The following is a 22,108-nucleotide window of genomic DNA, read 5'->3' on the forward strand; positions in this document are numbered from 1 at the left end:
GGTCACTAGTCCGCATCCGTGGAAAGCGCAGCCACGAAAGCCTCCTGCGGCACCGAAACACTGCCGATGGACTTCATGCGCTTCTTTCCCTCTTTCTGCTTTTCCAGCAGCTTACGCTTACGGCTGATATCGCCGCCGTAGCACTTCGCCAGCACGTCCTTACGTAGGGCACGGATGTTCTCGCGGGCAATGATCTTCGCACCGATGGCAGCCTGGATTGGCACCTCAAACTGCTGACGAGGGATCAATTCCTTCAGCTTCACGGTCATCTTGTTGCCGTACCACTGGGCATTATCCCGGTGCACAATGGCGGAGAACGCATCCACTGGCTCGCCCTGCAGGAGGATGTCCACCTTCACCAGGTCAGCCAGCTGATCGCCGCTCTCCTCGTAGTTCAGGGAGGCATAACCCTTGGTGCGGGACTTCAGCTGATCGAAGAAGTCGAAGATGATCTCGCCCAGGGGCATGGTGTAGCGCAGCTCCACGCGATCCTCGGACAGGTAATCCATACCACCCATCTGGCCGCGCTTGGACTGGCACAGTTCCATGGTGGGGCCGAGGAATTCGGAAGGGACGATCACGGTCATCTTCACCATCGGCTCATAGACCTCGCGGATCTTGCCGCCCGGCCAATCCGAAGGGTTGCGCACGGTGAGCTCGGATCCGTCCTCGGACACCACGCGGTAGACCACGCTCGGTGCCGTGGAGATCAGATCCAGGTCAAACTCTCGCTCCAATCGGGTGCGGGTGATCTCCATGTGCAGCAATCCCAGGAAGCCACAGCGGAATCCAAAGCCCAGCGCCACGGAGGTCTCGGGCTCAAAGGTCAGCGACGCATCGTTGAGCTGCAACTTTTCGATCGCTTCGCGCAGCTCAGGGTACTGATCCGCAGAAATCGGGAAGAGGCCCGAGTAGACCATCGGATTGGGCTCCGCATAACCACGCAGCGGAGTTTCCGCACCGTTGGTAGCCCAGGTGATGGTGTCACCCACCTTGGACTGTCGCACATCCTTCACGCCCGTGATGATGTAGCCCACCTCGCCCACGCTGAGGCCCTGGGACTTCATCGGCTGCGGGGAAACCACACCGATCTCCAGCGTCTCGTGGTTCGTGCCGGTGCTCATCATCTGGATCTTCTGCCGCGGCTCCAGCTTGCCGTCCATCACGCGCACGTAGGTGACCACGCCGCGGTAGGTGTCATACACAGAGTCGAAAATCAGGGCCCTAGCTGGCGCATCCGCATCTCCCACTGGAGTTGGGATCAGCTCACACACGCGGTCCAGCAGCTCCGGCACCCCTTCACCGGTCTTGCCCGAGACACGCAACACGTCCTCTGGCTCACAACCGATGATGTGGGCGATCTCCAGAGAGTACTTATCGGGATCAGCCGAAGGCAGGTCGATCTTGTTCAAGACCGGAATAATCTCCAGGTCTTTCTCCATGGCCAAATACAGGTTCGCAAGGGTTTGCGCTTCGATGCCCTGGGCGGCGTCGACAAGAAGAATCGCACCCTCACACGCCTCAAGGGCGCGCGAGACCTCGTAGGTAAAGTCCACGTGACCAGGGGTATCAATGAGGTGCATGATGAGCTCTTCGCCCTCATGCTTACCGGAACGGGGCACCCACGGCAGGCGCACATTCTGCGCCTTGATGGTGATGCCACGCTCGCGCTCGATGTCCATGTTGTCCAGGTACTGGTCGCGCATGTCGCGATCCTCGATCACTCCAGAGAGCTGGAGGATTCGGTCGGCGAGGGTGGACTTGCCGTGATCGATGTGGGCAATGATGCAGAAGTTGCGAATTCGGCTTGGATCCGTGAACGTGTCCGCCGCGTAATTTCGCTTCTTGACTGCCATATGTAGAAAACCCCTTCGATATTGATACGTGACCTTGAACTCTACTAGAGGGTGCGCGAATTCCCATGTCGCGCCGTCGCGTGGCCGATTGGGGGTTATTATCGGATTCATGTCACCGCACCGCGAACAATCCCGCATGGGAGATTTTTCCTCCCGGAATAGTTCGGGCAACGCCGTGCGTCGCTTTCTCCGCCGGAACTTCACCTCCAAGAACAATTTGGAGGACGGGCTGGACATGCTCAACGAATACCTGGGGCTGGCCTCCAACCGGCAGAGTTATGCCGCCACCAAGGATGAGTCCGTGAAGGTGCCGACCCAGCAGCACGCCCAGGCCGTGATGTACGCCCCGGATATGGATGGCCAGGCCGACCCGGGCGAGGTCATATGGAATTACCTCCGCACCCAAAAGGGCGGCGACCTGCAGCTGCGCTCCATCTTGATCGTCGGCCGGCAGAAGCACACGTTGCTGGGCCTGCTGATTAGCGCCAATCCGGAGCACGCGCACAAGCACAATTGGATGCGCATCGGCTCCGGGCCCTGGGATCGCGAGGGCCGGGAATCCTATGTGTGCCTGGACAAGGTGCTGGAAATCCCGGAATCACAGATCCAACGCCGCGGAGTCTCCATGCCCGAGCGACGCTTCGAGCGCATCGCCGCCGCCCTACGCTCCGATTTCGGGTGGAACTAGCGGCGTGAGCCCTTTCCTTTCTTTTCGGTTGCCTGTTCTTTTCGACGCCAGGGATTATCAGTTCCGCCGATCATGCTGGTAAGTTGATACCTCGTTCATATCTGGGCTCATCCACCGTGGGTTCCCTTCTTTGAGAAGGGGATTCACGATGCGGGGGTTCGTGTCGCACGCTGCAGGACCTTGGGCAGTTTGTTAGAGATCACACGGGCATTGTCACCTCGCTGTTGAGCCACTAGTGCAACGAACACTAACCAAAGAAAGAGGTATGCCACCATGGCAAACATCAAGCAGCAGAAGAAGCGCGTTCTCACCAACGAGATCGCACGTCAGCGCAACCAGGCCATCCGTGCCCGTCTGCGCACCGAAGCCGGCAAGTTCAACAAGCTGGTTGAGGCTGGCGACAAGGAAGGTGCCGAGGCTCAGTTCCGCTCCACCTCCCGCCTGTTCGACAAGGCCGTCACCAAGGGCACCATTCACCGCAACAACGCGGCGAACAAGAAGTCCAACATGGCTCGCGCCCTGAACAAGATCGGCAAGTAAAACCGCCGAGCATTTCTTGCTCATTAAAACTATCCCTACTAGGCATTACGCCTGGTGGGGATAGTTTTTTCTCTGCCCTCATGTGGAGCTTCTGGGAGCTTTATGCTGAATCACTGGCAGGGGGTAGGGTGGTGGGACACTACACACCATTGTGATCTGACCTTATAAAGGAGAAGTCTCGCGATGAACGACCGTTTCCGGTCCGCCCTGCTGGGAACAGCGTTGGGTGATGCTTGGGGCTATCCCTATGAAAACGAAGAGAAGCCCGAATGCACTCCTCTTCCGGAGAACCTGATCATCAGTGATGACACGCTGATGACTTTGGCTCTCTCCTCGGCGATGCGCAAGATCGATAACGAGGATCTGGATCGTCAAACTGGAATGACCCTGATTGGTGAAAAATTCCTGGATTACTACCAGGATCCCGATTATGAACGCTCTTCCGGAACCGCGACTACCGAGTCCTTGGACCGCCTTGAAGAAATGGGCACCAACCACTGGGGTTCCTGCTCCGCCCACTCCAGCGGCGCGGGTGCAATCATGCGCGTAGCTGCCAGTGCGCTTTTGGCGCCCACTGATCAAGGTGTGGGCTGGTCTGTCCAGCAGGCCGTGATTACTCACGACTCCCCCATCGCTCGAACCGCAGCTGCCACGATGTCCACGTTGATGCTGGCCCCACGCGGAGCCAACCTCTTCGACATCGCCGAGAGCCTCGCCAGCGATGTGCACTTCGATCAGGACGTGCTGCTCAGCGATTCGGAAAAGTCCGAGATCCTCGAGACCCTCGATTCCGAGGTCATCCGCAAGCTGCAGGGCCCAGCAGTTCCGCTTTCTGAAATCTTCGCCCGCCTGCGCGAGGTGCACAAGTTCCTCAGCCCTCACTTGGAGAGCGGCGATTTCGAGGAGCTTTATGCCCGCGCGGATAAGTTGGTGAAGATCTTCGGTAAGAGTTACGACGCCGCCTCGTGCACCGCCTCAGCCATGCTGCTGGCGCAACTGTATTTGGATCATCAGGACAAGTACGCGCCTCATGATTTCCTGCATGTGGCAGTGAGCTGGCCGGGTAACCGCAACACGCGTGCTGCCGTGACCGGTGCGATGATTGGCGCTCACCTGGAATCCTCCAGCGTGTGGGAGCAGGATTCCACCTACACTTTCGAACCTCGTTATAACGAGGCCATCCACTCCGGTGTGTGGCGCGGATTCAAGCAGACGCGACCTGCAGTGTAGTTAGTGACAGTTGGTTTTAGCGGCTTGCGCTGAGCTCAGCGATTTCCCGCACCGCGGATTCCACCGCGAAGTGAGGGCTCTGCATTTGCCCTTTCACACCGGCATCCAGCGTCGCTGTGACCTGCACAGCCTTTGCCACGGCAGCGGGTGACCAGTGGCGTGCGAGCTTGATGGTCTTGTCCAATTTCCATGGGGGCATGCCGAATTCCGCAGCTTGTCGGCGGGAATCAATTCTCCGATTCTCAGCCACCTTGGCGATATCTGCCACCATCCCGGACAGCGCGCTGGCCAAGAGCACTGGTGATACTCCCAGCTGCAGGGCGCGTCGCGCTGAGGCTGTAGCTTCAGCCACCCGCCCGTTGACGGCTAGCTCGGCCACGTCGAATCCGCTGACTTCTGCCTTGCCCGTGTAGTACTTCTTCACGCTCTGCACTGTGACTTCACCGTCGGTATCAGCCACCAGCTGGCTGACTGCCCCGGAGAGTTCCCGGAGGTCCGTGCCGACGACCTCCAGCATCATGTTCGGAACGTCCGGGGTCACTCGCACCCGCTTATCTCGGAATTCTTGATCCACGAAGGCTGCGAACTCTCTGCCGCGCAGCTCTTCTGCGGAGTGCACTTGCGCTCCGAGCTTTGGCCACGACTGAACCAGCTTCTTGTTTCTCCCCTTCCCGTTGTGAATGAGGATCAGCACCACGCCTTCGGAAGGGTTCTTGATGGAGGCTTCGAGGATGTCGACGATATCCTTGGCCACTTCTTCGATTCCCCACACCACGATGATGCGATCTTCCGCGAACAACGAGGGGCTGAGTAGCTCCAGGAATTCTGGTGCCGACAGTGTGGATGCCTTGTGGATCTCCGCTGGGAGATCTTGGTTCTTCGCATGGTCTCGAGTGGCCTGGACAATGGCCATTCGGCGTCGCTCGGCCAGAAATTCATCGCCGCCGACGATGAGATGAACCGGAGCTGGCGCAATCGAAGATGTCATGTGTCCGATCATCCCACATCCGGTTCAAGCCTTGGGAACGCCAGCACTACCTCGCGTATTCAGCCTTTAACGCCCCGTGCTTGGGCTCATTGTCCAGTCAATTCGGTGCCATCGCGACACGGATACACCACCGGCACGCCCTCTTTACTAAACGTAGGTCTATTGTGAGGCCGTCCGCAGCCACTCACCACGATGACCGTCCGCTGAGGATCCAACCCATGCAGTGCCACAGCCTGCTCATCATCGGTTACTTCCATCACAACCTTGCCTGACACCTCGATCTGGGCAGGTACACCACCCTCGCCACGCCTTTCCGCGGGATGCTCCCACTGCAACGTCATTCCCAGCACCACCGCTATGCATAGCCACAGCCATCTCCACATCCGCCAGTGCCGAATCCAATAGATGCTCCCCACCCCCAGCGCCGTGATCGCTGCCCAGGCGATAGACCACAGCAATCCGCCAGGCGTGATCACGCGCGGGACCTGTGACAACTGCTCGGCAACATTCATGATCCACCAACCGAAAGGCAATAACGGTCCCCCGAGGATCCACGACACCTCCGTTGGAGTTCCCAGCGAGGAGAGGATCCCGCCCAGCGGAGCAATAAACAGGCCCATGGCGGTAATTGGTGGCACGCACCAGGACACCAGTAGGTTCGCCACGACTGAGGTGGTGGATACCGCGCCCGTCATCAGCACCAAGACCGGTGCAGTCACCATGTCCGCGGCAAGGGAGACACACACCAACCGCACCAACGCAGCTTCCCCTTTGCTCGGTTGGCGCGACCACCAGTCATCGCAACGATGTGTCCACCACCGAAGCAATCGCGTGCTCATCCACGGGGCACACAGGACAATGCCGATTGTTGCTACTACCGATAATCCGAATCCGTAGCTCACAGCCATGCCCGGCGCGAACAGCATCAACACGATCACCGCGCTGCCCAAGGCGGCCACGACATCGGACCAACGAACTGTTGCCACGGCAACGATGCCAACCGAACCCATGACCGCTGCACGCAACACGCTCGGTTCCGGCCCCACAACCAGTACAAATCCCACCAGTGCAAGCGCACACAGTGTTGCAGTTGCCTTCCGCTGAAGCCCGATAAAGGCGCAGATCACCAGCACGGAACCTACCACCGCGGCTACGTTGGAACCACTTACCGCGGTGAGGTGGCTCAACCCAGTGGAGACGAACCAGCCCTGCGCTTGAGGTGATTGTTCACTGGTATCCCCCACCACCATTCCCGGGATCAACCCGCCTACATCACTCGGGAGCTCCGCTACTGCCCAACGCAGTCCATTGCGCAGCCAAGCCGTGCAGGCCCAGATCCCATCAGGGCCGGGATCTGCGGTCAATTCCGGAGCCCGCTCGCCTCGCATCACCACAGGCACTAGCCCTGGCCGATCACTCAGTTCCAACGTGCCAGAAATCTGCACTCTCTGACCCGGTTGCAGGTCTAGCGCATCGACCGAGGGCTCGCCCGCAGAATGAGACCTCTCAGCGCTGAGAAACATCGGAACCGAACCCAACTGTGGCACGTCGATGGGAAGCAACACCCCTCCCTCTACAATTTGCCGCGGCGTGCCTGCCACCGAGTACTCCCCGACGAGTCGAGGCTTGCCACCTCGATGAAGCTGTTGCAGGACAGGGGTGGCGTCGAGAAGAAGAACACGCAGGTAAGCACAAGCCGCGGCCAAGCTGCCGCAGATGAGTGCCACATTGGCGGTCCTCCACACGTGAACCGGTTGCCATGCGCGCATGCGGATGAAGCTCACCGCGAGGCTCAGCACCACGAGGATCGTGAGCGGCCAGCCACTCCGGGTAATGATGGTGCTCGCCACCCCGACCCACATCAAAGCAGCGCTGGGGAGTAATCGGAAGTCGAGCCCTCTGCGTTCGCGGATCGCTTCTGGGGAATGAGGGTCACGCAGCGCCCGCTGGGCGTGGGTGGCTGATTGAGCCCCTCGTGACGTGGGGCTGCGTAGTTGGCTAAGCAAACTATTGGGTGGTGACATGATCTTTCATCGCCTCAAACTTCGCCGGCCCAATCCCCCGCACCTCCATGAGCTGCTCCACGGAGCTGAAGGAGCCGTTGGCTTCTCGCCAGGCGATGATCGCCTCTGCAGTGGCTGGGCCCACTCCATCCAGTGTTTGCAGGGCAGTGGCATCCGCGGTGTTGATGTTGACGACGTCAGCCTGAGCCGAGCCAGAAGTGCCATTTGCCGAGGCGGAACCTCCTCCGGGTGCGGGTGAAACTGACCCGCCAGCCGGGGCAGATGACGCCACACCTGCCGGATACGTGATCGCGCTGCCCTGATCATTGACGGAGATCTGCATGCCGTCCACTACTCTTTCGGCCAGATTGATCCCGTGCATTCTTGCCTCGGGCAACCCTCCCCCAGCTTTTTCGATAGCCTCACCCACGCGCGTTTGCGCATTGACCTGCATGAGTCCGGGACGACGGATGAGACCCTGCACGCTCACCACAGGTTGGGTGGTAGCTTCGGCGGGCGTTGAAGTTGCCGAAGAATCAGCGGAAGCCTGAGCCGCCCCGGAGCCCTTCGCATCCGCCTGCCCAGGAAGCAGGTTGGGATTGCTCACCCCTTGCTGTGTCTCAGACTCGATCGCAAGCCCAGCCGAGGAAGTCCCGCTGCTGTCCTCTGCCATCACGCTGCAGCCAAACAGCGCTGCCCCTCCCATGGCCAAGACTCCGACGAGCAGCACCAGGGCTTTGGCGGACAGCGGCCCAATGCTGGCGCGGGTATCAAAATCTACCGGTTCGATCTCATGTTCCGGCATCGGTTGAGCCAGAGCTTCGATCCGCTGCCGGATCTGTGCGCTGCCAGATTTCTTGGACCATTGTGCTGCCATAGCGGCCATCTCACCAGTGGCGGAGACAACCGATCCCGCTATCGCGCCAAGTTAATCAGTAAAACCCCAGACCCCTGTGGGAAACCCAGCGCTGTGGATAAAACAAAGACCCGTAGCGAACTAGAAGGTCACCACAGAACAGTTGAGACGGCAATCGCACCAGGTCCGGAATGAGCCGCGAGAACGTCGCTCGCCGCGAGTATCATGAACTCCACCTCGGGCAAAGCCACCGTGGCAGCTCCTGCGATATCCTCGGATGTTTCGTCCGTTACTGGAGCATCAGTTGTCTTCGCGTCCACGGACTTCTCACCGGCAAGCTTCTCACCAGAAAGCTTAGAGCCCGCAAGCTTAGAGCCAGCCAACTTATTGCCCGCGGCCCTTCTACCCAGAGACTTTTCCTTCACTGGCTTGTCGCTCGCACCAAGTGGGTTCGCGGACTTGTCGCCGGGGATTCTGGTGACCACGGACTTCAGTCCGGCAAAATGGCCCAGAGCTGCATCAGCGTCAGAAGCTTCCCCGCCAGGTTCGCTGCCCTGTGGGGAAACGTGTAGTTCGGCAACCCGCTTTTCCATGGACGCGATCAGGTTTTCCGCTACGTCCTCAGCGTCCACCTGTTGCACGGCTACCCGCACCTGCCGGGGTTCTTCGTTGGCGGCGGCAGCTCTCCTAGCCTCTGTAGCGACAACGTCGAGCACAATTTCCACCAACTTTTCCATGGCTTTGCGCTGCGTGCGAGTCTTTGCTGCCAGAGCGATCTTGCCATCAGCGAGCCGCAGAATCGGCTTAATCGCCAGAGCGGTGGACAGCAAAGTTTGCCCAGGTGAGAGCCTCCCGCCCTTGCGCATTGAATCCAAGCGATGCAAGTAGAGGTACATCGAGGATTCAGCGATCAAGTCCTTGGCAGCACGTGCGACCTCTTCGAGGGATCCACCAGCCTGGGCCACCTCGGCGGCCTTCATGGCAGCAAATCCATTGCACATTGCCACGCTGTCGGTATCCAGCACTTCCACCAGCCCATCGAAAATCCCCGCGGCCGTGTTGGCATTACTCCAGGTTGCTGATAGTTCTTTGGAGATGTGGATCGCCACCACTCCGCTATCTCCGCCCCGCTCCAGCAAACGCGCGTAAGCCGCAGTGAGTTCCAGGGCCCCTAACCCAGCGGTGGTCTGCTCCGGACCGTCTTCGCTAGTGTGCAGGTCCACAATGGTGACTCCCGCGGCTTGTGCCATCTCGGGAGTGAGGCTGGATGCCGAGTCTGTCACCACTTGAACGTTCATTATTTTCCCGTTTCGGTGGAATGGTTCGGTGCGCTGTTGTTTACGACGCTACCTGCGCCAGCCTCATCAGCGGTGGTGCCATTTCCCAGCGATCCCCCAGAGGCAGTATCCGCGCCATCCACATCTTCGCCGCCTTCATCCGGGCTAGCGGATTGTGCGGACAAGCGGGCGCCCGGCGCGGTGGAGAGGTTCCAACCTTCCAGGTGCCAGTGCGGGTCGCGCCACCACTGCTCATCCTCGGTGCCCTTCATGGGAACCTGGGATCCATCTACTGCCTGTGGAGTCTTCACAGTGGTGGTGTTCGGGAATTTCGGCCGTGCCACCAGCTGTGACCAGCGCACATTGCCCAGACCGGAGAACATGGAGAAGTGCGTTTTCGGCAGCTCCAGCAGCTGCGCGGTGAGGGCACCGATGGTTCCGCCGTGGGCCACCAGCACCACGGTTCCGCGGTCGAAGATGTCTGATTCCATCAGTTCTTCCACCAGCTGATGCGCGCGGCTCGCCACCTCGAGGCGCGTTTCCGCACCGGGTGGAGCCCATTCTGGGTCGTGGCGCCAATACACGCGCTGGCCGGGATAATCCCGATCGATTTCCGCGTGGCTGGCACCCGTCCACTCACCCAAGCGGGTCTCCCTCAAGCGAGGATCCGTCTGCACGTCCACGTCCCAGCCTGCGCTCAAGAGCTCGGCGGTGTGAACAGCGCGCTTCAGGTCGCTGGAGATGACGGCGGACACGTTCCAGCCCGCGATCTCCAATGCAGCAGCCTTGGCCTGGGCGATGCCCACCTCGGAGAGTTCCGTGTCCAGCTGTCCTTGCATCCGCCCCGTGGCGTTATAGGTGGTTTCCCCGTGCCGAACAAGCACTATTCTGCGCTGAGCCATGGCTACTTTCAGGGGTTCGCTTTCTGGAGTCCGAGTGTCTGAGAGCGGGCTGCCTCAGATCCGTGTTGCTGGGCAATCAAGAGGAGCTTAAGTTACCCAAACCCCTGATGACAGTTGACTTAGAGTTCGTCGGTATCCGGGGTTGGTCCGGCCAGTGGGAGGTCGTCGATGCTCATGGCATCCAGCACGTCCACTTCGGTGTCATCGTCCCAGTTATTGCTGCGCTCTACCTGCTCCACGCCCTCGACAGGGATCTGTGGTGAATCGCGGAAGAGGCGGTCCAGCGCGTAGAAATCGCGCTCTTGGTTGCGCTGCACGTGCACCACGATGGAGCCGTAATCCAGCAGAACCCAGTGGCCATCGCCGCGTCCCTCGCGACGCAGTGGCTTGAGGCCTTCTTGGGTCAGTGCGTACTCCACCTCATCAACGATGGAATTGACCATGCGCTCGTTATCGCCGGTGGCGATGACGAAGCAGTCGGTGATGGCCATCCGGTCGGAAACATCGATGACGAGGATGTCTTCCGCCAGCTTCTCCGCCGCAGCGCGGGCGGCGGTAGAGGCTAGTTCAATGGCTTCAGGAGTCGCAGTCAAAAAATTACCTTTCAAGGGCAAGTGGGTGAGGCTTCAGCGGCCAAGCTTGATGGCGCACGCAGCAAAGTTTTACTTCGCACCATACTAACGCGTTAACCCCGCTTGTCCCTACTCTGCAGACTTCCGCGGCAGCGTCTTTCTCATTCCCCGGACTCCTACCGAACTATTCCGCAGAGTTTTCCTTCGGCGCGTACATCCCATGCTTGGTGATGTACTGCACCACGCCGTCGGGCACCAGGTACCACACGGGCCGGCCTTCGGATGAGCGCTTTCGGCAATCCGTAGAGCTGATGGCCATCGCGGGGATCTCCACGAGGCTGAGTCGTCCTTCGTCCAATTCGCTCTGGAGTGGGGCGAGGGTGGCGTCGTCTCCCACCCCTTCCCCAACACCCGGCAATTCGTACCCTGGCCTGGTCACACCCACGAAGTGCGCCAGATCAAACATGGATTCCCAATCGCGCCACGTAACGATCTTGCTGAGGGCATCGGCGCCGGTGATGAAGAACAATTCCGCATCGGGATAGAGCTTGCGCATGTCGGTGAGCGTATCCACCGTGTAGGTATCGCCGCCGCGGTCGATATCCACGCGCGAGACCTGGAAGCGCGGGTTCGAGGCCGTGGCCACCACGGTCATGAGGTAGCGATCCTCCGCCGGGGACACGAATCGATCCTTCTTCTGCCACGGCTGCCCGGTGGGCACAAAAACCACCATGTCCAGGCCAAAGAGGTCTGCCACCTCGCTGCCGGCCACCAGGTGACCATGGTGGATGGGGTCAAAAGTGCCACCCATGATGCCGATGCGACGGGCGGAACGCTCAAGAGTCATGGGCACCAGCATACGGTTTCCTCGCATACAGCGTACTGCCAGCATCATCCGCGAATCTCCGCACATAGTTCCCGAGTGACTCAAAAGTGAACGAGACATAGATCACAGGTAGCCACTTTAGTGTTCTGGGTAGTTCAGAAAGATTTTCTTTTTTCCGACGCCACCCTTCACACCAAGGCTCATCCCCTTGGTCCCAGCAGAAAGCAGGACAGCTCATGTCTCAACAACCACATACCTTTGAAGGTCGCCAACTCGACCGTCCACACGAGGATGTCGAGGATCAGGGCTTGGCCTTCGACCTCACCACCATCCAGCAGCGCGTCTCCCGCCGCAGTGTCCTGAGCCTCTTCGGTATCGGCGCTGGTGCCGGAGTGCTGGCCGCATGCTCACCTGGCTCGGGCACCACGGCTGCAACTTCTTCCTCCACCACGGCTGCGACTACCGCAGCAACCACTGCGGCCGCCACAGAAACTCTCACCGAGATGGTTTCCGAAACCGGCGGACCTTACCCCGGTGATGGATCCAACGGCCCGGATGTGCTGGAGAAAGTGGGCGTGGAGCGCACCGATATCCGCAGCAGCATCGGTGGAGGCGCCACAGCTGATGGCATCGCGATGACCCTCACCATGAACATCATCGACATGGTGAACAGCAACCAACCCATGAAGGGTGCCGCTGTCTACGTGTGGCACGCGGACGCGCAGGGTCGCTACTCCATGTATTCCGAGGGCGTGGAGGACGAGACCTACCTGCGAGGTGTGCAGGTGGTGGGCGACGATGGCACCGTGACCTTCACCAGCGTGGTGCCCGGTTGTTATGACGGCCGCTTCCCCCACGTGCACTTCGAGGTATTCCCGGATAAGGATTCCATCTCGGATGCCAGCAATGCGGTGCTGACCAGCCAGATCGCCATCCCCGATGAAATCTGCGCGGCCGTGTACGAAGTCAGCAACTATGACGGCTCTTCGGAGAATTACTCCAAGGTGAGCCTGGAATCAGATGGCGTGTTCGGCGATGGAGCCGATGCCCAGGTTCCAGAATTCTCCGGCGATAATCGCTCGGGCTACACGCTGAAGATCGACGTGCCCATCGATACCACCACCGAAAATAATTCCGGCGGAGGCATGGGTGGCGGAATGGGCGCCCCCGGTCGCTCCGGTGGTCCCGGAGGCCCAGGCGGCACTCCTCCGAACTAAACCCAAGTAGTCGCGACTAAGCCCAACTGGTAGCGACTAAGCGCGAACGTGGCCGTCGCCAGAGATGACCCACTTCGTGGAGGTCAGTTCTGGCAACGCCATGGGGCCACGGGCGTGCAGCTTCTGCGTGGAAATGCCGATCTCCGCGCCGAAGCCGAACATCTCACCATCCGTCCATGCGGTGGAGGTGTTGATGGACAGAGCTGCGGAATCCACGTTGGTCTCAAAGTAGTTCAGCACGGAGGCATCCTTGGCAGAGATGGCCTCGGTGTGGCCGGAGCTGTACTTGGTGATGTGCTCCACGGCGCCTTCCACCCCGTCCACGATGGCGGCGGTGATATCGAAGCTCAGGTACTCATCGGTCCAGTCGCTCTCCTCGGCCTGAACCACGTCATCCACCAGGGAATCCAGCTCGGACTTGTTGCCATGAATGGTCACTCCCGCCTCTTGCAGGGCCACCAGCACGCGCTTCTTGTCCTCATCGGAGAGTGCCGAATCCAAGAGCACCACCTCGGTGGCGTTGCAGACTGAGCAGCGACGGGTCTTACCGTTGATAACCAGCTTGATCGCCTCGTCCACATCGGCAGATCCGTCCACGTAAAAGTGGCAGTTACCGGTGCCGGTTTCGATGGCTGGAACGGTCGCTCCCAGCACCACCGCGTTGATCAGTCCGGCACCACCGCGAGGAATCACCAGATCCACCAAGCCGCGGGCGGTGATCAAATCCTGCACCGATTCGCGCGTCTCACAGGGCAGAAGCTGCACGATATCGCGGGAAAGGCCATGCTTTTCCGCCACGTCCTGCAGGGTCTCCACCAGCTTCTCATTGGTGTAGCGCGCGGACTTGGAACCACGCAGAAGCGGCACGTTCCCGGACTTGATGGCTAGGCCAAAGGCATCCACGGTCACGTTGGGACGCGCCTCGTAGACCATGCCCATCACTCCCAGGGGCACGCGCACCTGCTTCATGCGCAGACCGTTGGGGCGGTTAAATCCGCGGACGATCTCGCCCACGGGATCTGGCAGGCCCACCACCTGGCGCAAGCCATCGGCGATGCCCTTGATGCGCTCTTCGTCGAGAGCAAGACGATCCAGAAGAGAATCGTTGAAGCCGTTTTCCCGGCCGGCTTCCAGATCCTTCTCGTTGGCAGCCAGAATTGCTGGGACGTTGGCCTCCAGCGCGTCTGCGGAATCCTGCAGCAGATCGTTCTTCTGCTGGGTGGACAGCATGGTGTGCTGGCTCACAGCCTTGGCCTTGCGCGCCTTGGTCAGAACGTCATCGCGTTCGGCCTGGCGCTCGGGGGAAAGTTCAGTTGCAGTCTTTGTGCTCTGATCAGTCATGGCATTCAATGTTACGGAGCTTCCTCATGCACTGCAGAAAACCCCGGTCTCGCCACTGCATTTCAGGGACAAACCGGGGAACAAACTTCGCTTTTTATTCGACGCCTAGCGCGGGAGCTGCGCGCGGTTTGAATACGTAGAGAGGTAGTCAGCGTGCACCACGGGACGCTGAGCGATATCGGGCAGCTCACGCGTGGACTTACCGATCATTCCGTCCAGCATGGTGGAGTCATAGCTGACTTCGCCGCGGCCCACGAGCTGGCCATCATCGCCGACAATATCCACCACCTGGCCCTGAGAGAAGTCTCCCTCCACGCGGGTGATGCCCACGGGAAGCAGGGAGTTGCGGCTATCGGAGATCGCACGCACGGCTCCAGCATCCAGGTGCAGGCGGCCGTGGGATTCAGCAGCGTAGAGCACCCAGAACTTCCACGCGGAGAGGCGATCCTCCTGCGGCCAGAAGCATGTTCCCACCTTGGCATCATTCAGAGCAGCACCGATGTTGTCCATGGCCGTGAGCAGCACTGGCACGCCCGCGCGGGATGCCAAACGCGCTGCGGACACCTTGGCGGCCATGCCACCGGTGCCCAAGCGCCCGCCATCTCCGGCAACCACTCCGCGCAGGTCCTTGCCTGATTTCACCTCGGGCACGAACTGCGCACCTGGCTCGGCAGGGTTGCGGTCGAAGAGGCCATCCACGTCAGAGAGTAGGAAGAGCGCATCCGCGAACACCAGGTGGCTCACCACAGCGGCCAGGCGATCGTTATCGCCGAAGCGCATGTTTGAGGTAGCTACGGTGTCATTCTCGTTGACGATGGGAACGGCCTTGAGCTGGCGCAGGCGGTCGATCGTGCGCTGGGCGTTCCGAGCTCGATCGCGCACGCCGGCGTCGGACGCAGTGAGCAACACCTGGCCGATGGTGCGGCCGTAACGGGCGAAGCTACGTGCCCACTCCTGGGCCAGAAGGACCTGCCCCACGGACGCGGCGGCCTGCTTGGTGGCCAGGTCAGTTGGCTTCTGGTTGAGCTGCAAAGGGCCCATTCCGCAGGCCACGGCGCCGGAGGAGACCACCACCACGTCGGTGCCGCGAGCCATGCGGGCTTCGAGGGCATCGGCGATGATGTCAATGCGGCGGGGATCCACGCGGCCGTCATCATCGGTGAGTGAGGATGAACCGATCTTCACCACGATGCGGCGAGCAGCGGCGATCTCATCGCGAAACTTGGAATCATGACCCATCGCTGGGTGGTTCTCTTCGATTTCCGCGTCCGGGAACTCGATGGTGGTTGCAGGCACCACCGGTCCGGGTCGGTGCACCGGCCGGGTTCCATAGCCCTCAACTGGGATGAAAGGCTCCGCAGCCTCAGTTGGTCCCGGGTACCCGAGACCAAATGCTGCGCTGGACGCTTCGCGTTCATCGGCAGGATGTGCGAAATTGTCTTCGTTATCCGCGTGTGACATACCCGCCAGTATGCCAGCCATTGCACGCGAGCGTTAAAAACCGACTGGGCGATTCCATATCCCCGGCAGGCCGCAGTCTGGGGCAACCCGCGGGGATGAGGTGGCCTTTAGCCTTCCCAGCGCTCGGTTTCTGCTACTTCCCCATCGCCGTAATCGAACTCGTCGATGAGTCCGCGGCGAGCCTGGGAAGCGCGCTTGCGCTCTTCAGACGTGGAGCGCTGATTCTTTTCCAGGCGCTGGTCAGTTCCGCGCCCGGTCGGGGTGAGATCCACGCCTGCTGCGGTCTGCGGATCCCACTCGAACGTGATGGCACCGATGGTGACCTCAGAGCCCTCGACAGCTCCGGCCTTCCACAACTCCTGCTCCACCCCGGCCTTGGCCAGGCGATCGGCGAGGAAGCCCACGGCCTCATCATTTTCGAAGTCGGTTTGCTTGATCCAGCGCTCCAGCTTTTCCCCGGTGACGATGAAAGCGTTATCAAACTCTGGATCCACGGACACCTCAAACTCCGCGAACTTGCCGCCGCGCGCGTTCTTCCGCAGGCTCTGCGGGGTGATGATCTGCGCGGGCTTAACCTCCGCGGGGTTCTTCTTGCGGTGCTGCTGGATGATCTCCGCGAGCGCATACTTCAACTCGTTGAGACCCTTATGCGCCACGGTGGAGATGCGGAAGATGGGCCAGCCGAACTCCTTGAGCTCTTCTTCCTGCAGGTCCGCCATGTCTTCGGCATCCGGCACATCCATCTTGTTGAGGATGATCACGCGAGGGCGATCACGCAGGTCTCCCAAACCGGAATCCGTGGCCAGCTCGGACTGGTAATTAGCCAGTTCTTTTTCCAGCGCGCGGATATCGTCCAACGGGTTGCGGTCGGATTCCAGGTTCGCGGCATCCACCACGTGCGCCAGCACAGCGGTGCGCTCCACGTGCCGCAGGAAGTCCAATCCCAAGCCCTTGCCTTCGCTGGCTCCCGGGATCAGACCGGGTACATCGGCCATGGTGAACACTTCATTGCCCACGCTCACCACACCGAGGTTCGGCACCAACGTGGTGAACGGGTAATCGGCAATCTTCGGCTTTGCAGCAGAGAGCACGGAGATGAGCGAGGACTTGCCCGCGGAGGGGAAGCCCACCAGGCCCACGTCCGCCATGGACTTGAGCTCCAGGGTGATTTCCTTGGCCTCGCCGGGCTCACCCAGCAGGGCAAAACCGGGAGCCTTGCGAGCCTTGGAGACCAGCGAGGCATTGCCCAAACCACCATGACCGCCTTCGGCCACGATCATCCGGGTGCCCACACCGGTGAGGTCAGCGAGCACCTCTCCGCGGTGATCCAGCACCACGGTGCCTTCCGGTACGGGAAGCACGCGGTCTTCACCGCGGGCACCGTGCCGGTGATCGCCCGAGCCATTGCCACCGCGGCCAGCGCGAACGTGCGGGTGGAAGTGAAAGTCCAGCAGCGTGTGGACCTGTGCGGTGACCTCGAGGACGATATCTCCGCCGTGGCCACCGTTACCGCCGTCTGGGCCGCCCAGTGGCACGAACTTCTCTCGGTGAACAGAGGCACAGCCATGTCCTCCGTCGCCAGCTTGCAGGTGCAAGGCCACGCGGTCAACGAATTGCGGCATGAGCAGTTTCCTTTCAAAAGAGAAGACACGTGCGCTGGGAAAATCCCCCACGCTTGCGTGTGTAAATCAGTGAAGCACCATGGCGGTTTAGAACCATTGTCCGGCGCTCATAAAAAATCCGCCAGCAGGATGTTCTCCATCCCACTGGCGGTGTAAAACGATGTGCGGGGCTTTAGGCCTCGACAGCCTCGTTTTCAACGATGTTCACCATACGGCGGTTGCGCTTGGTGCCGAACTGCACTGCGCCTGCCTTGAGTGCGAACAAGGTGTCGTCGCCACCACGGCCGACGTTCTCGCCTGGGTGGAAAGAGGTTCCGCGCTGACGGATCAAGATCTCGCCTGCCTTCACCTGCTGGCCACCAAATCGCTTCACACCGAGACGCTTGGACTCGGAGTCACGACCGTTGCTGGAGCTAGATGCACCCTTCTTGTGTGCCATTGTGTCTCCCTCCTAAAGGAAGTGTTAAGTGCCTCGGTTAATTACTTGATGCCAGCAACCTTCAGAACCGTGAGGTCCTGACGGTGGCCGTAACGGCGCTTGTAGCCGGTCTTGTTGCGGTAACGCATGCCGTTGATCTTGGGGCCACGGACGTGCTCCACGATCTCAGCGTTCACAGTGATCTTGGCAAGCTGGTCACCGGTGGTGACATCAGATCCGTCGACGACGAGAACCGGGGAGAGAGCCACGGACGTACCTGGCTCACCCTCGATCTTCTCGACCTTGACGAGGTCACCTTCGGCAACCTTGTACTGCTTGCCGCCGGTCTTGACGATCGCGTACATATAGGGCTACCCCTTTTTTCTCTCTTCGACTCAGGAACTCCCCCGAAGCACCACTTTAAGGTGTTGCGAGCTCGTCCTGACTGGACAATATGTTTTCACTGCGTTCTCTTTGCCAGAGTGTTTCGCGCCCCCACGCCAATGCCGGAACATCTTCAGTGGTGTTTCGCGAACCGGTGAGGGAATCCCGCAAAAATGGGAGACTCTAGTGCGCAGGGATGCGCAGGTCACCGGCAAATCGAACAGCGACTGCTCAAGACTACCCGTTAACGTGGCGATTACCAAAATCTCTCGCCAGGCCCAACGGCCACCCTTCAGCAGCCACGCAAATCGCTAGTTGGAGCGCCGAACAACGCGCCTTCTGCGACCCTTCTTTTCTTCCGACGCCGCCCCTGAGCCACCACGCTGTGGCTTCTCATTCACGGGATTGCGTTCCGGTTGTGCCGCAGCTTTCCCACCTCGGCGAGAATTACCCGATTCCGCAGCGGGAGAATCCGTCGCGAAGTCTTCCCGCTTGGGAGGAATGTCCGAGCGAGAATTTCCTCGGGTCTGGCGCTTCCTCCGTGGCGAGGATTCAAACTGCTCGCGAGCCTGCTCGAAGGATTTCTTGGAACCCTGCTGCTGAGCACCCTTCTTCTCCGGGATGTTCTGCTCAGGAGCATTCTGCACAGAATCCTCGCGTGCCGGGCTGGTCACCTTGCGCACTACACGACGTCCGCGTCGACGAGACTCGGAACGCTGCGCGGCCACGCGATCGGCCGAAGAAGTGGCCTTCGCAGAGGTGTGACGGGGAGACTTACCGGCACCATTGCCACCCTTTGGCGAGACCACGCGCTGGTCTCCGTAGTCATTCTCATTGGCTTCAGACTTGGCTGGGGCCTGGGTGTCTGCCGGGGCGTGGCGTCGAACCACTCGACGGACCCGACGACGCTGCGAGGCCGAAGTGCCCCGGTTACGCCGGGAATCCGACTCGTCAGTGCCCTGGTCACGAGAATCAGCAGCGCGCGGAGAATCCACGGCGGTCTGATCCTGGCTGGCCTCAGAGTCCGTAGCGCGCTCGGAACGCTTGGAGCGCTGAGCCTGGCGACGGGTGCGCTGTGGCGCATCCTGCTTGGCGGAAGACTTTTCGGTGGCCTTTTCCTGAGCCTTTTCCGGCGCGTTGTCCGCAGCCTTGTTTACATCAGAGTTGTCTACGTCCGACTTCTCTGCACCGCGATCCGCGTTCTGAACTCGCTCCTGCGACTGCTCCCGACGCTGTTTCTCCCGACGAGCCTGCTGGCGCTCCTTGCGGTTGCCATGATCTCGGCGTGGCCGATCGTCCTCTTCTTCCTCATGCTCCACTGGATCAGCGTGCAGGATCACGCCGCGGCCGTCGCAGGCCTCGCACTCGGTGGAGAAAGTCTCCAGCAAGCCGATGCCCAGGCGCTTGCGGGTCATCTGCACCAGGCCGAGGGAAGTTACCTCGGACACCTTGTGACGGGTACGGTCCCGGCCCAGGTATTCGGTCAGACGACGCAGAACCAGATCGCGGTTTTCCTCCAAGACCATGTCGATGAAGTCCACCACGATCATTCCGCCCAAGTCCCGCAGGCGCATCTGCCGGACGATCTCCTCGGCGGCTTCCAGGTTGTTCTGGGTGACGGTTTCCTCGAGATTGCCGCCGGAGCCAATAAAGGAGCCTGTGTTCACGTCGATGACTGTCATGGCCTCGGTCTTGTCGAAGACCAGGTGGCCACCGGAAGGCAGCCACACCTTGCGGCTCAGGGCCTTGGATAGCTGCTGATCCAGCTCCATTCCCTCGAAAATGTCCTGGCCACCGTGCTGTTCAGGGTGCCACTTCACCACGCGATCTTTGAGATCGGCAGCCATGCGGCTGACGTAATCGCGCACGGTTGCCCAGGACTTATCGCCATCCACGATGAGCTGGGAGAAATCGCGGTTGAGGATATCGCGGATCACCTTGATCAGCATGTTCGGCTCTTCGTAGAGCGTCACTGGCTGGGTGCCCTTGGAGCTGCGGGCCTTTTCCTCTTCCTGCAGCACGTTTTCCCACATGTCATGCAGACGGTTCACATCTTCGCCGATGTGCTCCTCGGAAGCGTTCTCTGCAGCGGTACGGATGATCGCTCCGCCCTCACCTGGGATAACGCGCGAAAGAATCGCCTTGAGACGCTTGCGCTCAGCCTCTGGAAGCTTGCGCGAAATACCCGCGGTGGTGCCGCCTGGGAAGTACACCAGGTAGCGGCCAGCAAAACTGATGCGCGCGGTCAGGCGAGCGCCCTTGTGACCCACGGGATCCTTGATGACCTGCACCATGATCTGATCGCCGGAACGCAGCGCAGATTCGATGCGGCGATTCTTGCTGTGCAGATGTGGGGAATGCCAGTTCATCTCACCCGCGTACAGCACCGCATTGCGGCCGGTGCCCAGGTCGATGAACGCGGCTTCCATGCTGGACAGCACGTTTTGCACGGTGCCCAGGTACACGTTGCCCACCATTGAGTTCTGGGTATCGCTGGTCACGAAATGCTCCACGAGCATGCCGTCTTCCACCACGCCGACCTGCGTGGTCAGGCCTGGATGATCGGTGCGCTCGGAATCCCGCACCACCATCACCCGCTCCACGGATTCGCGGCGCGCGAGGAATTCGCTGCGGCTCACAACCTGGCGGGAATCATCGCGATTCTCCGCCTTCCACCGACGCCGAGACTCCAACCGCGTACTCCCCTTAAAACGCACGGGTTCATCGACGATATCCGCCTCATCCCGCTCCGCTGGGTGTAGCTTGTCCTTATCTTCTTCCGACGCCACCTCGGACTCAATCCGCTCTGGCTTGGACTCAGCTGGGCTCTCTTCCGGCTGAGGCTCGGATTGGCGAAGCTCGTCTTGTTGTGAGTCTGCTTCTGCCCCGCTCACACCTCGTCGCACCACACGGCGGACTCGGCGCACCTTGCGCTTGGGGTTGTCGTGGGCTGCAGGGATTTCAGCCTCGGTAGCGTCAGATTCGGCGGAGCTGGATTCTGCAGCACCCTTCTCTGCGCGCTCATCGCCACGGGCGTCTTCATGGTTGAACAGCGGCGCGATCACCAGATCCACCGCATCGTCCAGAGCATCCCGCTGCGGTTCATCCTGAGCAGGAGTTTCCTGCTTGGCAACCTGTGGCTCTGTCTGCTCTTGCTCAGCCTGCTTCGCGGCGGCCTTTTTCGGTGCCGCCTTCTTCACGGTCCTCCGTCGAGTGCGCTTCGGCCGCTCCGAGTTCTCGCTCTTTGCTGCAGCTTCTTCCCCAGCGTTGCCTGCAGCGTTATCAGCAGGCTTTTCTTCTGGGGTGTCCTGCGAAACCTCGGACGGAGCCGTATTCGCCAATGGCGCTGGGGTCTCAGTCTTGAGTTCCGCTGGAGCCTCTACCTGCGCGTCAGTGGATTCCTCGGTGGGCAGTTCGGCCGTCTTTTGCGCTGTCTTGCCCTTAACCGCGGTCTTCTTAGCCGTGGTGGACTTCTTGGCTGCAGTCTTCTTCGCAGCTGGCGACTTAGCGTTGGACTTCTTGGCGGTCGATTTCTTCGCCTTGGGGGAAGTCTTCTTCGGCGCTTTGCTGGCGTCGCTCCCCTCATCACCCGGTGCCACGGTCAGCGAGTCCAACAACATCTCTGCCTGCTGGCGAGTCACCGTCGAGGCGGGGCGTTTGTCAGAAACTCCCTGGCTGGAAAGGATTTGCAGCACATCGCCGCTGGAAGCACCAAGCATTTTGGCCAGGGCATGCACGCGGGTCTTTTCACCCAATTCTGCCTTGTTAATTTTCGCAGCCTGAGCTGCTAATTCTGGGCTAAATGTAGCCACATTTCTCCTTCGAGCGGGCGGGCTCGCCACGAAGAATGCGTCGCAACCGAAAGCATTCCTCGGGCGACCGCTCCGCAAATATTAATACAGTGAGGTTTGGTCAGATTTCTGCCGC

Annotated in this window: 18 protein-coding genes; 4 read left to right on the forward strand and 14 right to left on the reverse strand. The window is 60.4% G+C overall.

From position 1 onward, the window contains the following. Positions 1-5 precede the first annotated feature (5 nt). On the reverse strand, positions 6-1,856 hold the full coding sequence (lepA, locus tag IRY30_RS07585) for a translation elongation factor 4 (protein ID WP_194556819.1): 1,851 nt from the start codon (positions 1,854-1,856) through the stop codon (positions 6-8). Between the two features lie 109 nt (positions 1,857-1,965). On the opposite strand from lepA, the gene IRY30_RS07590 reads away from it, so the two are divergent. From IRY30_RS07590 to IRY30_RS07600, 3 genes are all read left to right on the forward strand, one after another. Beyond that, on the forward strand, positions 1,966-2,544 hold the full coding sequence (locus tag IRY30_RS07590; protein WP_228503141.1) for a type II toxin-antitoxin system PemK/MazF family toxin: 579 nt from the start codon (positions 1,966-1,968) through the stop codon (positions 2,542-2,544). 273 nt (positions 2,545-2,817) lie between these two features. Then, positions 2,818-3,084 (forward strand): 30S ribosomal protein S20, encoded by a 267-nt coding sequence (gene rpsT / locus IRY30_RS07595; RefSeq protein WP_194556820.1) that lies wholly within the window; start codon positions 2,818-2,820, stop codon positions 3,082-3,084. Positions 3,085-3,267: 183 nt separating this feature from the next. Continuing rightward, positions 3,268-4,314 (forward strand): ADP-ribosylglycohydrolase family protein, encoded by a 1,047-nt coding sequence (locus tag IRY30_RS07600; protein ID WP_194556821.1) that lies wholly within the window; start codon positions 3,268-3,270, stop codon positions 4,312-4,314. A gap of 16 nt (positions 4,315-4,330) precedes the next feature. Here the strand turns inward: IRY30_RS07600 and holA are convergent, their stop codons facing one another. The 7 genes from holA to nadD all read right to left on the reverse strand — a co-directional run bounded on the left by holA (position 4,331) and on the right by nadD (position 11,759). Further along, positions 4,331-5,302 (reverse strand): DNA polymerase III subunit delta, encoded by a 972-nt coding sequence (gene holA / locus IRY30_RS07605; protein ID WP_194556822.1) that lies wholly within the window; start codon positions 5,300-5,302, stop codon positions 4,331-4,333. Positions 5,303-5,388: 86 nt separating this feature from the next. Then, entirely contained in the window at positions 5,389-7,326 is a 1,938-nt protein-coding gene (locus IRY30_RS07610) for a ComEC/Rec2 family competence protein (RefSeq protein WP_194556823.1), read from the reverse strand. Further along, positions 7,310-8,182 carry a helix-hairpin-helix domain-containing protein gene (locus IRY30_RS07615; RefSeq protein ID WP_194556824.1) on the reverse strand — a complete coding sequence of 291 codons (873 nt, stop codon included), beginning with the start codon at positions 8,180-8,182 and terminating at the stop codon, positions 7,310-7,312. The genes IRY30_RS07610 and IRY30_RS07615 overlap by 17 nt, the downstream gene beginning before the upstream one ends. Before the next feature lie 128 nt (positions 8,183-8,310). Continuing rightward, complete coding sequence (locus tag IRY30_RS07620; RefSeq protein ID WP_194556825.1) at positions 8,311-9,459, reverse strand: DegV family protein; 1,149 nt, start codon at positions 9,457-9,459, stop codon at positions 8,311-8,313. Next, the gene (locus IRY30_RS07625; RefSeq protein WP_194556826.1) at positions 9,459-10,340 is read right to left on the reverse strand and encodes a histidine phosphatase family protein; all 882 of its coding nucleotides are present in this window, start codon (positions 10,338-10,340) and stop codon (positions 9,459-9,461) included. Before IRY30_RS07625 ends, IRY30_RS07620 begins: the two co-directional genes overlap by 1 nt. Before the next feature lie 119 nt (positions 10,341-10,459). Beyond that, the gene (gene rsfS / locus IRY30_RS07630) at positions 10,460-10,933 is read right to left on the reverse strand and encodes a ribosome silencing factor (RefSeq protein ID WP_194556827.1); all 474 of its coding nucleotides are present in this window, start codon (positions 10,931-10,933) and stop codon (positions 10,460-10,462) included. 163 nt (positions 10,934-11,096) lie between these two features. Further along, positions 11,097-11,759: a nicotinate-nucleotide adenylyltransferase gene (nadD, locus tag IRY30_RS07635; RefSeq protein ID WP_228503145.1), complete on the reverse strand. Its 663-nt coding sequence runs from the start codon at positions 11,757-11,759 to the stop codon at positions 11,097-11,099. 215 nt (positions 11,760-11,974) lie between these two features. Between nadD and IRY30_RS07640 the strand changes: the two genes are divergently transcribed. Continuing rightward, positions 11,975-12,955: a dioxygenase family protein gene (locus tag IRY30_RS07640; RefSeq protein ID WP_194556829.1), complete on the forward strand. Its 981-nt coding sequence runs from the start codon at positions 11,975-11,977 to the stop codon at positions 12,953-12,955. A gap of 36 nt (positions 12,956-12,991) precedes the next feature. Here the strand turns inward: IRY30_RS07640 and IRY30_RS07645 are convergent, their stop codons facing one another. The 6 genes from IRY30_RS07645 to IRY30_RS07670 all read right to left on the reverse strand — a co-directional run bounded on the left by IRY30_RS07645 (position 12,992) and on the right by IRY30_RS07670 (position 21,993). After that, entirely contained in the window at positions 12,992-14,296 is a 1,305-nt protein-coding gene (locus tag IRY30_RS07645; RefSeq protein WP_194556830.1) for a glutamate-5-semialdehyde dehydrogenase, read from the reverse strand. 105 nt (positions 14,297-14,401) lie between these two features. Then, a complete protein-coding gene (proB, locus tag IRY30_RS07650) occupies positions 14,402-15,757 on the reverse strand; it encodes a glutamate 5-kinase (RefSeq protein ID WP_194556831.1) in 1,356 nt (451 codons plus the stop codon). A gap of 107 nt (positions 15,758-15,864) precedes the next feature. Continuing rightward, positions 15,865-17,379, reverse strand: coding sequence for a GTPase ObgE (gene obgE / locus IRY30_RS07655; RefSeq protein WP_194556832.1), 1,515 nt, complete (start codon positions 17,377-17,379; stop codon positions 15,865-15,867). Positions 17,380-17,551: 172 nt separating this feature from the next. Further along, positions 17,552-17,818 (reverse strand): 50S ribosomal protein L27, encoded by a 267-nt coding sequence (gene rpmA / locus IRY30_RS07660; protein WP_194556833.1) that lies wholly within the window; start codon positions 17,816-17,818, stop codon positions 17,552-17,554. 41 nt (positions 17,819-17,859) lie between these two features. Further along, positions 17,860-18,162 carry a 50S ribosomal protein L21 gene (gene rplU / locus IRY30_RS07665; RefSeq protein ID WP_194556834.1) on the reverse strand — a complete coding sequence of 101 codons (303 nt, stop codon included), beginning with the start codon at positions 18,160-18,162 and terminating at the stop codon, positions 17,860-17,862. Between the two features lie 330 nt (positions 18,163-18,492). Further along, positions 18,493-21,993 (reverse strand): translation initiation factor IF-2 N-terminal domain-containing protein, encoded by a 3,501-nt coding sequence (locus tag IRY30_RS07670; protein ID WP_194556835.1) that lies wholly within the window; start codon positions 21,991-21,993, stop codon positions 18,493-18,495. Between the last annotated feature and the right edge of the window lie 115 nt (positions 21,994-22,108).

Source organism: Corynebacterium suicordis DSM 45110 (genome assembly GCF_015351405.1).
Lineage (GTDB): Bacteria > Actinomycetota > Actinomycetes > Mycobacteriales > Mycobacteriaceae > Corynebacterium > Corynebacterium suicordis.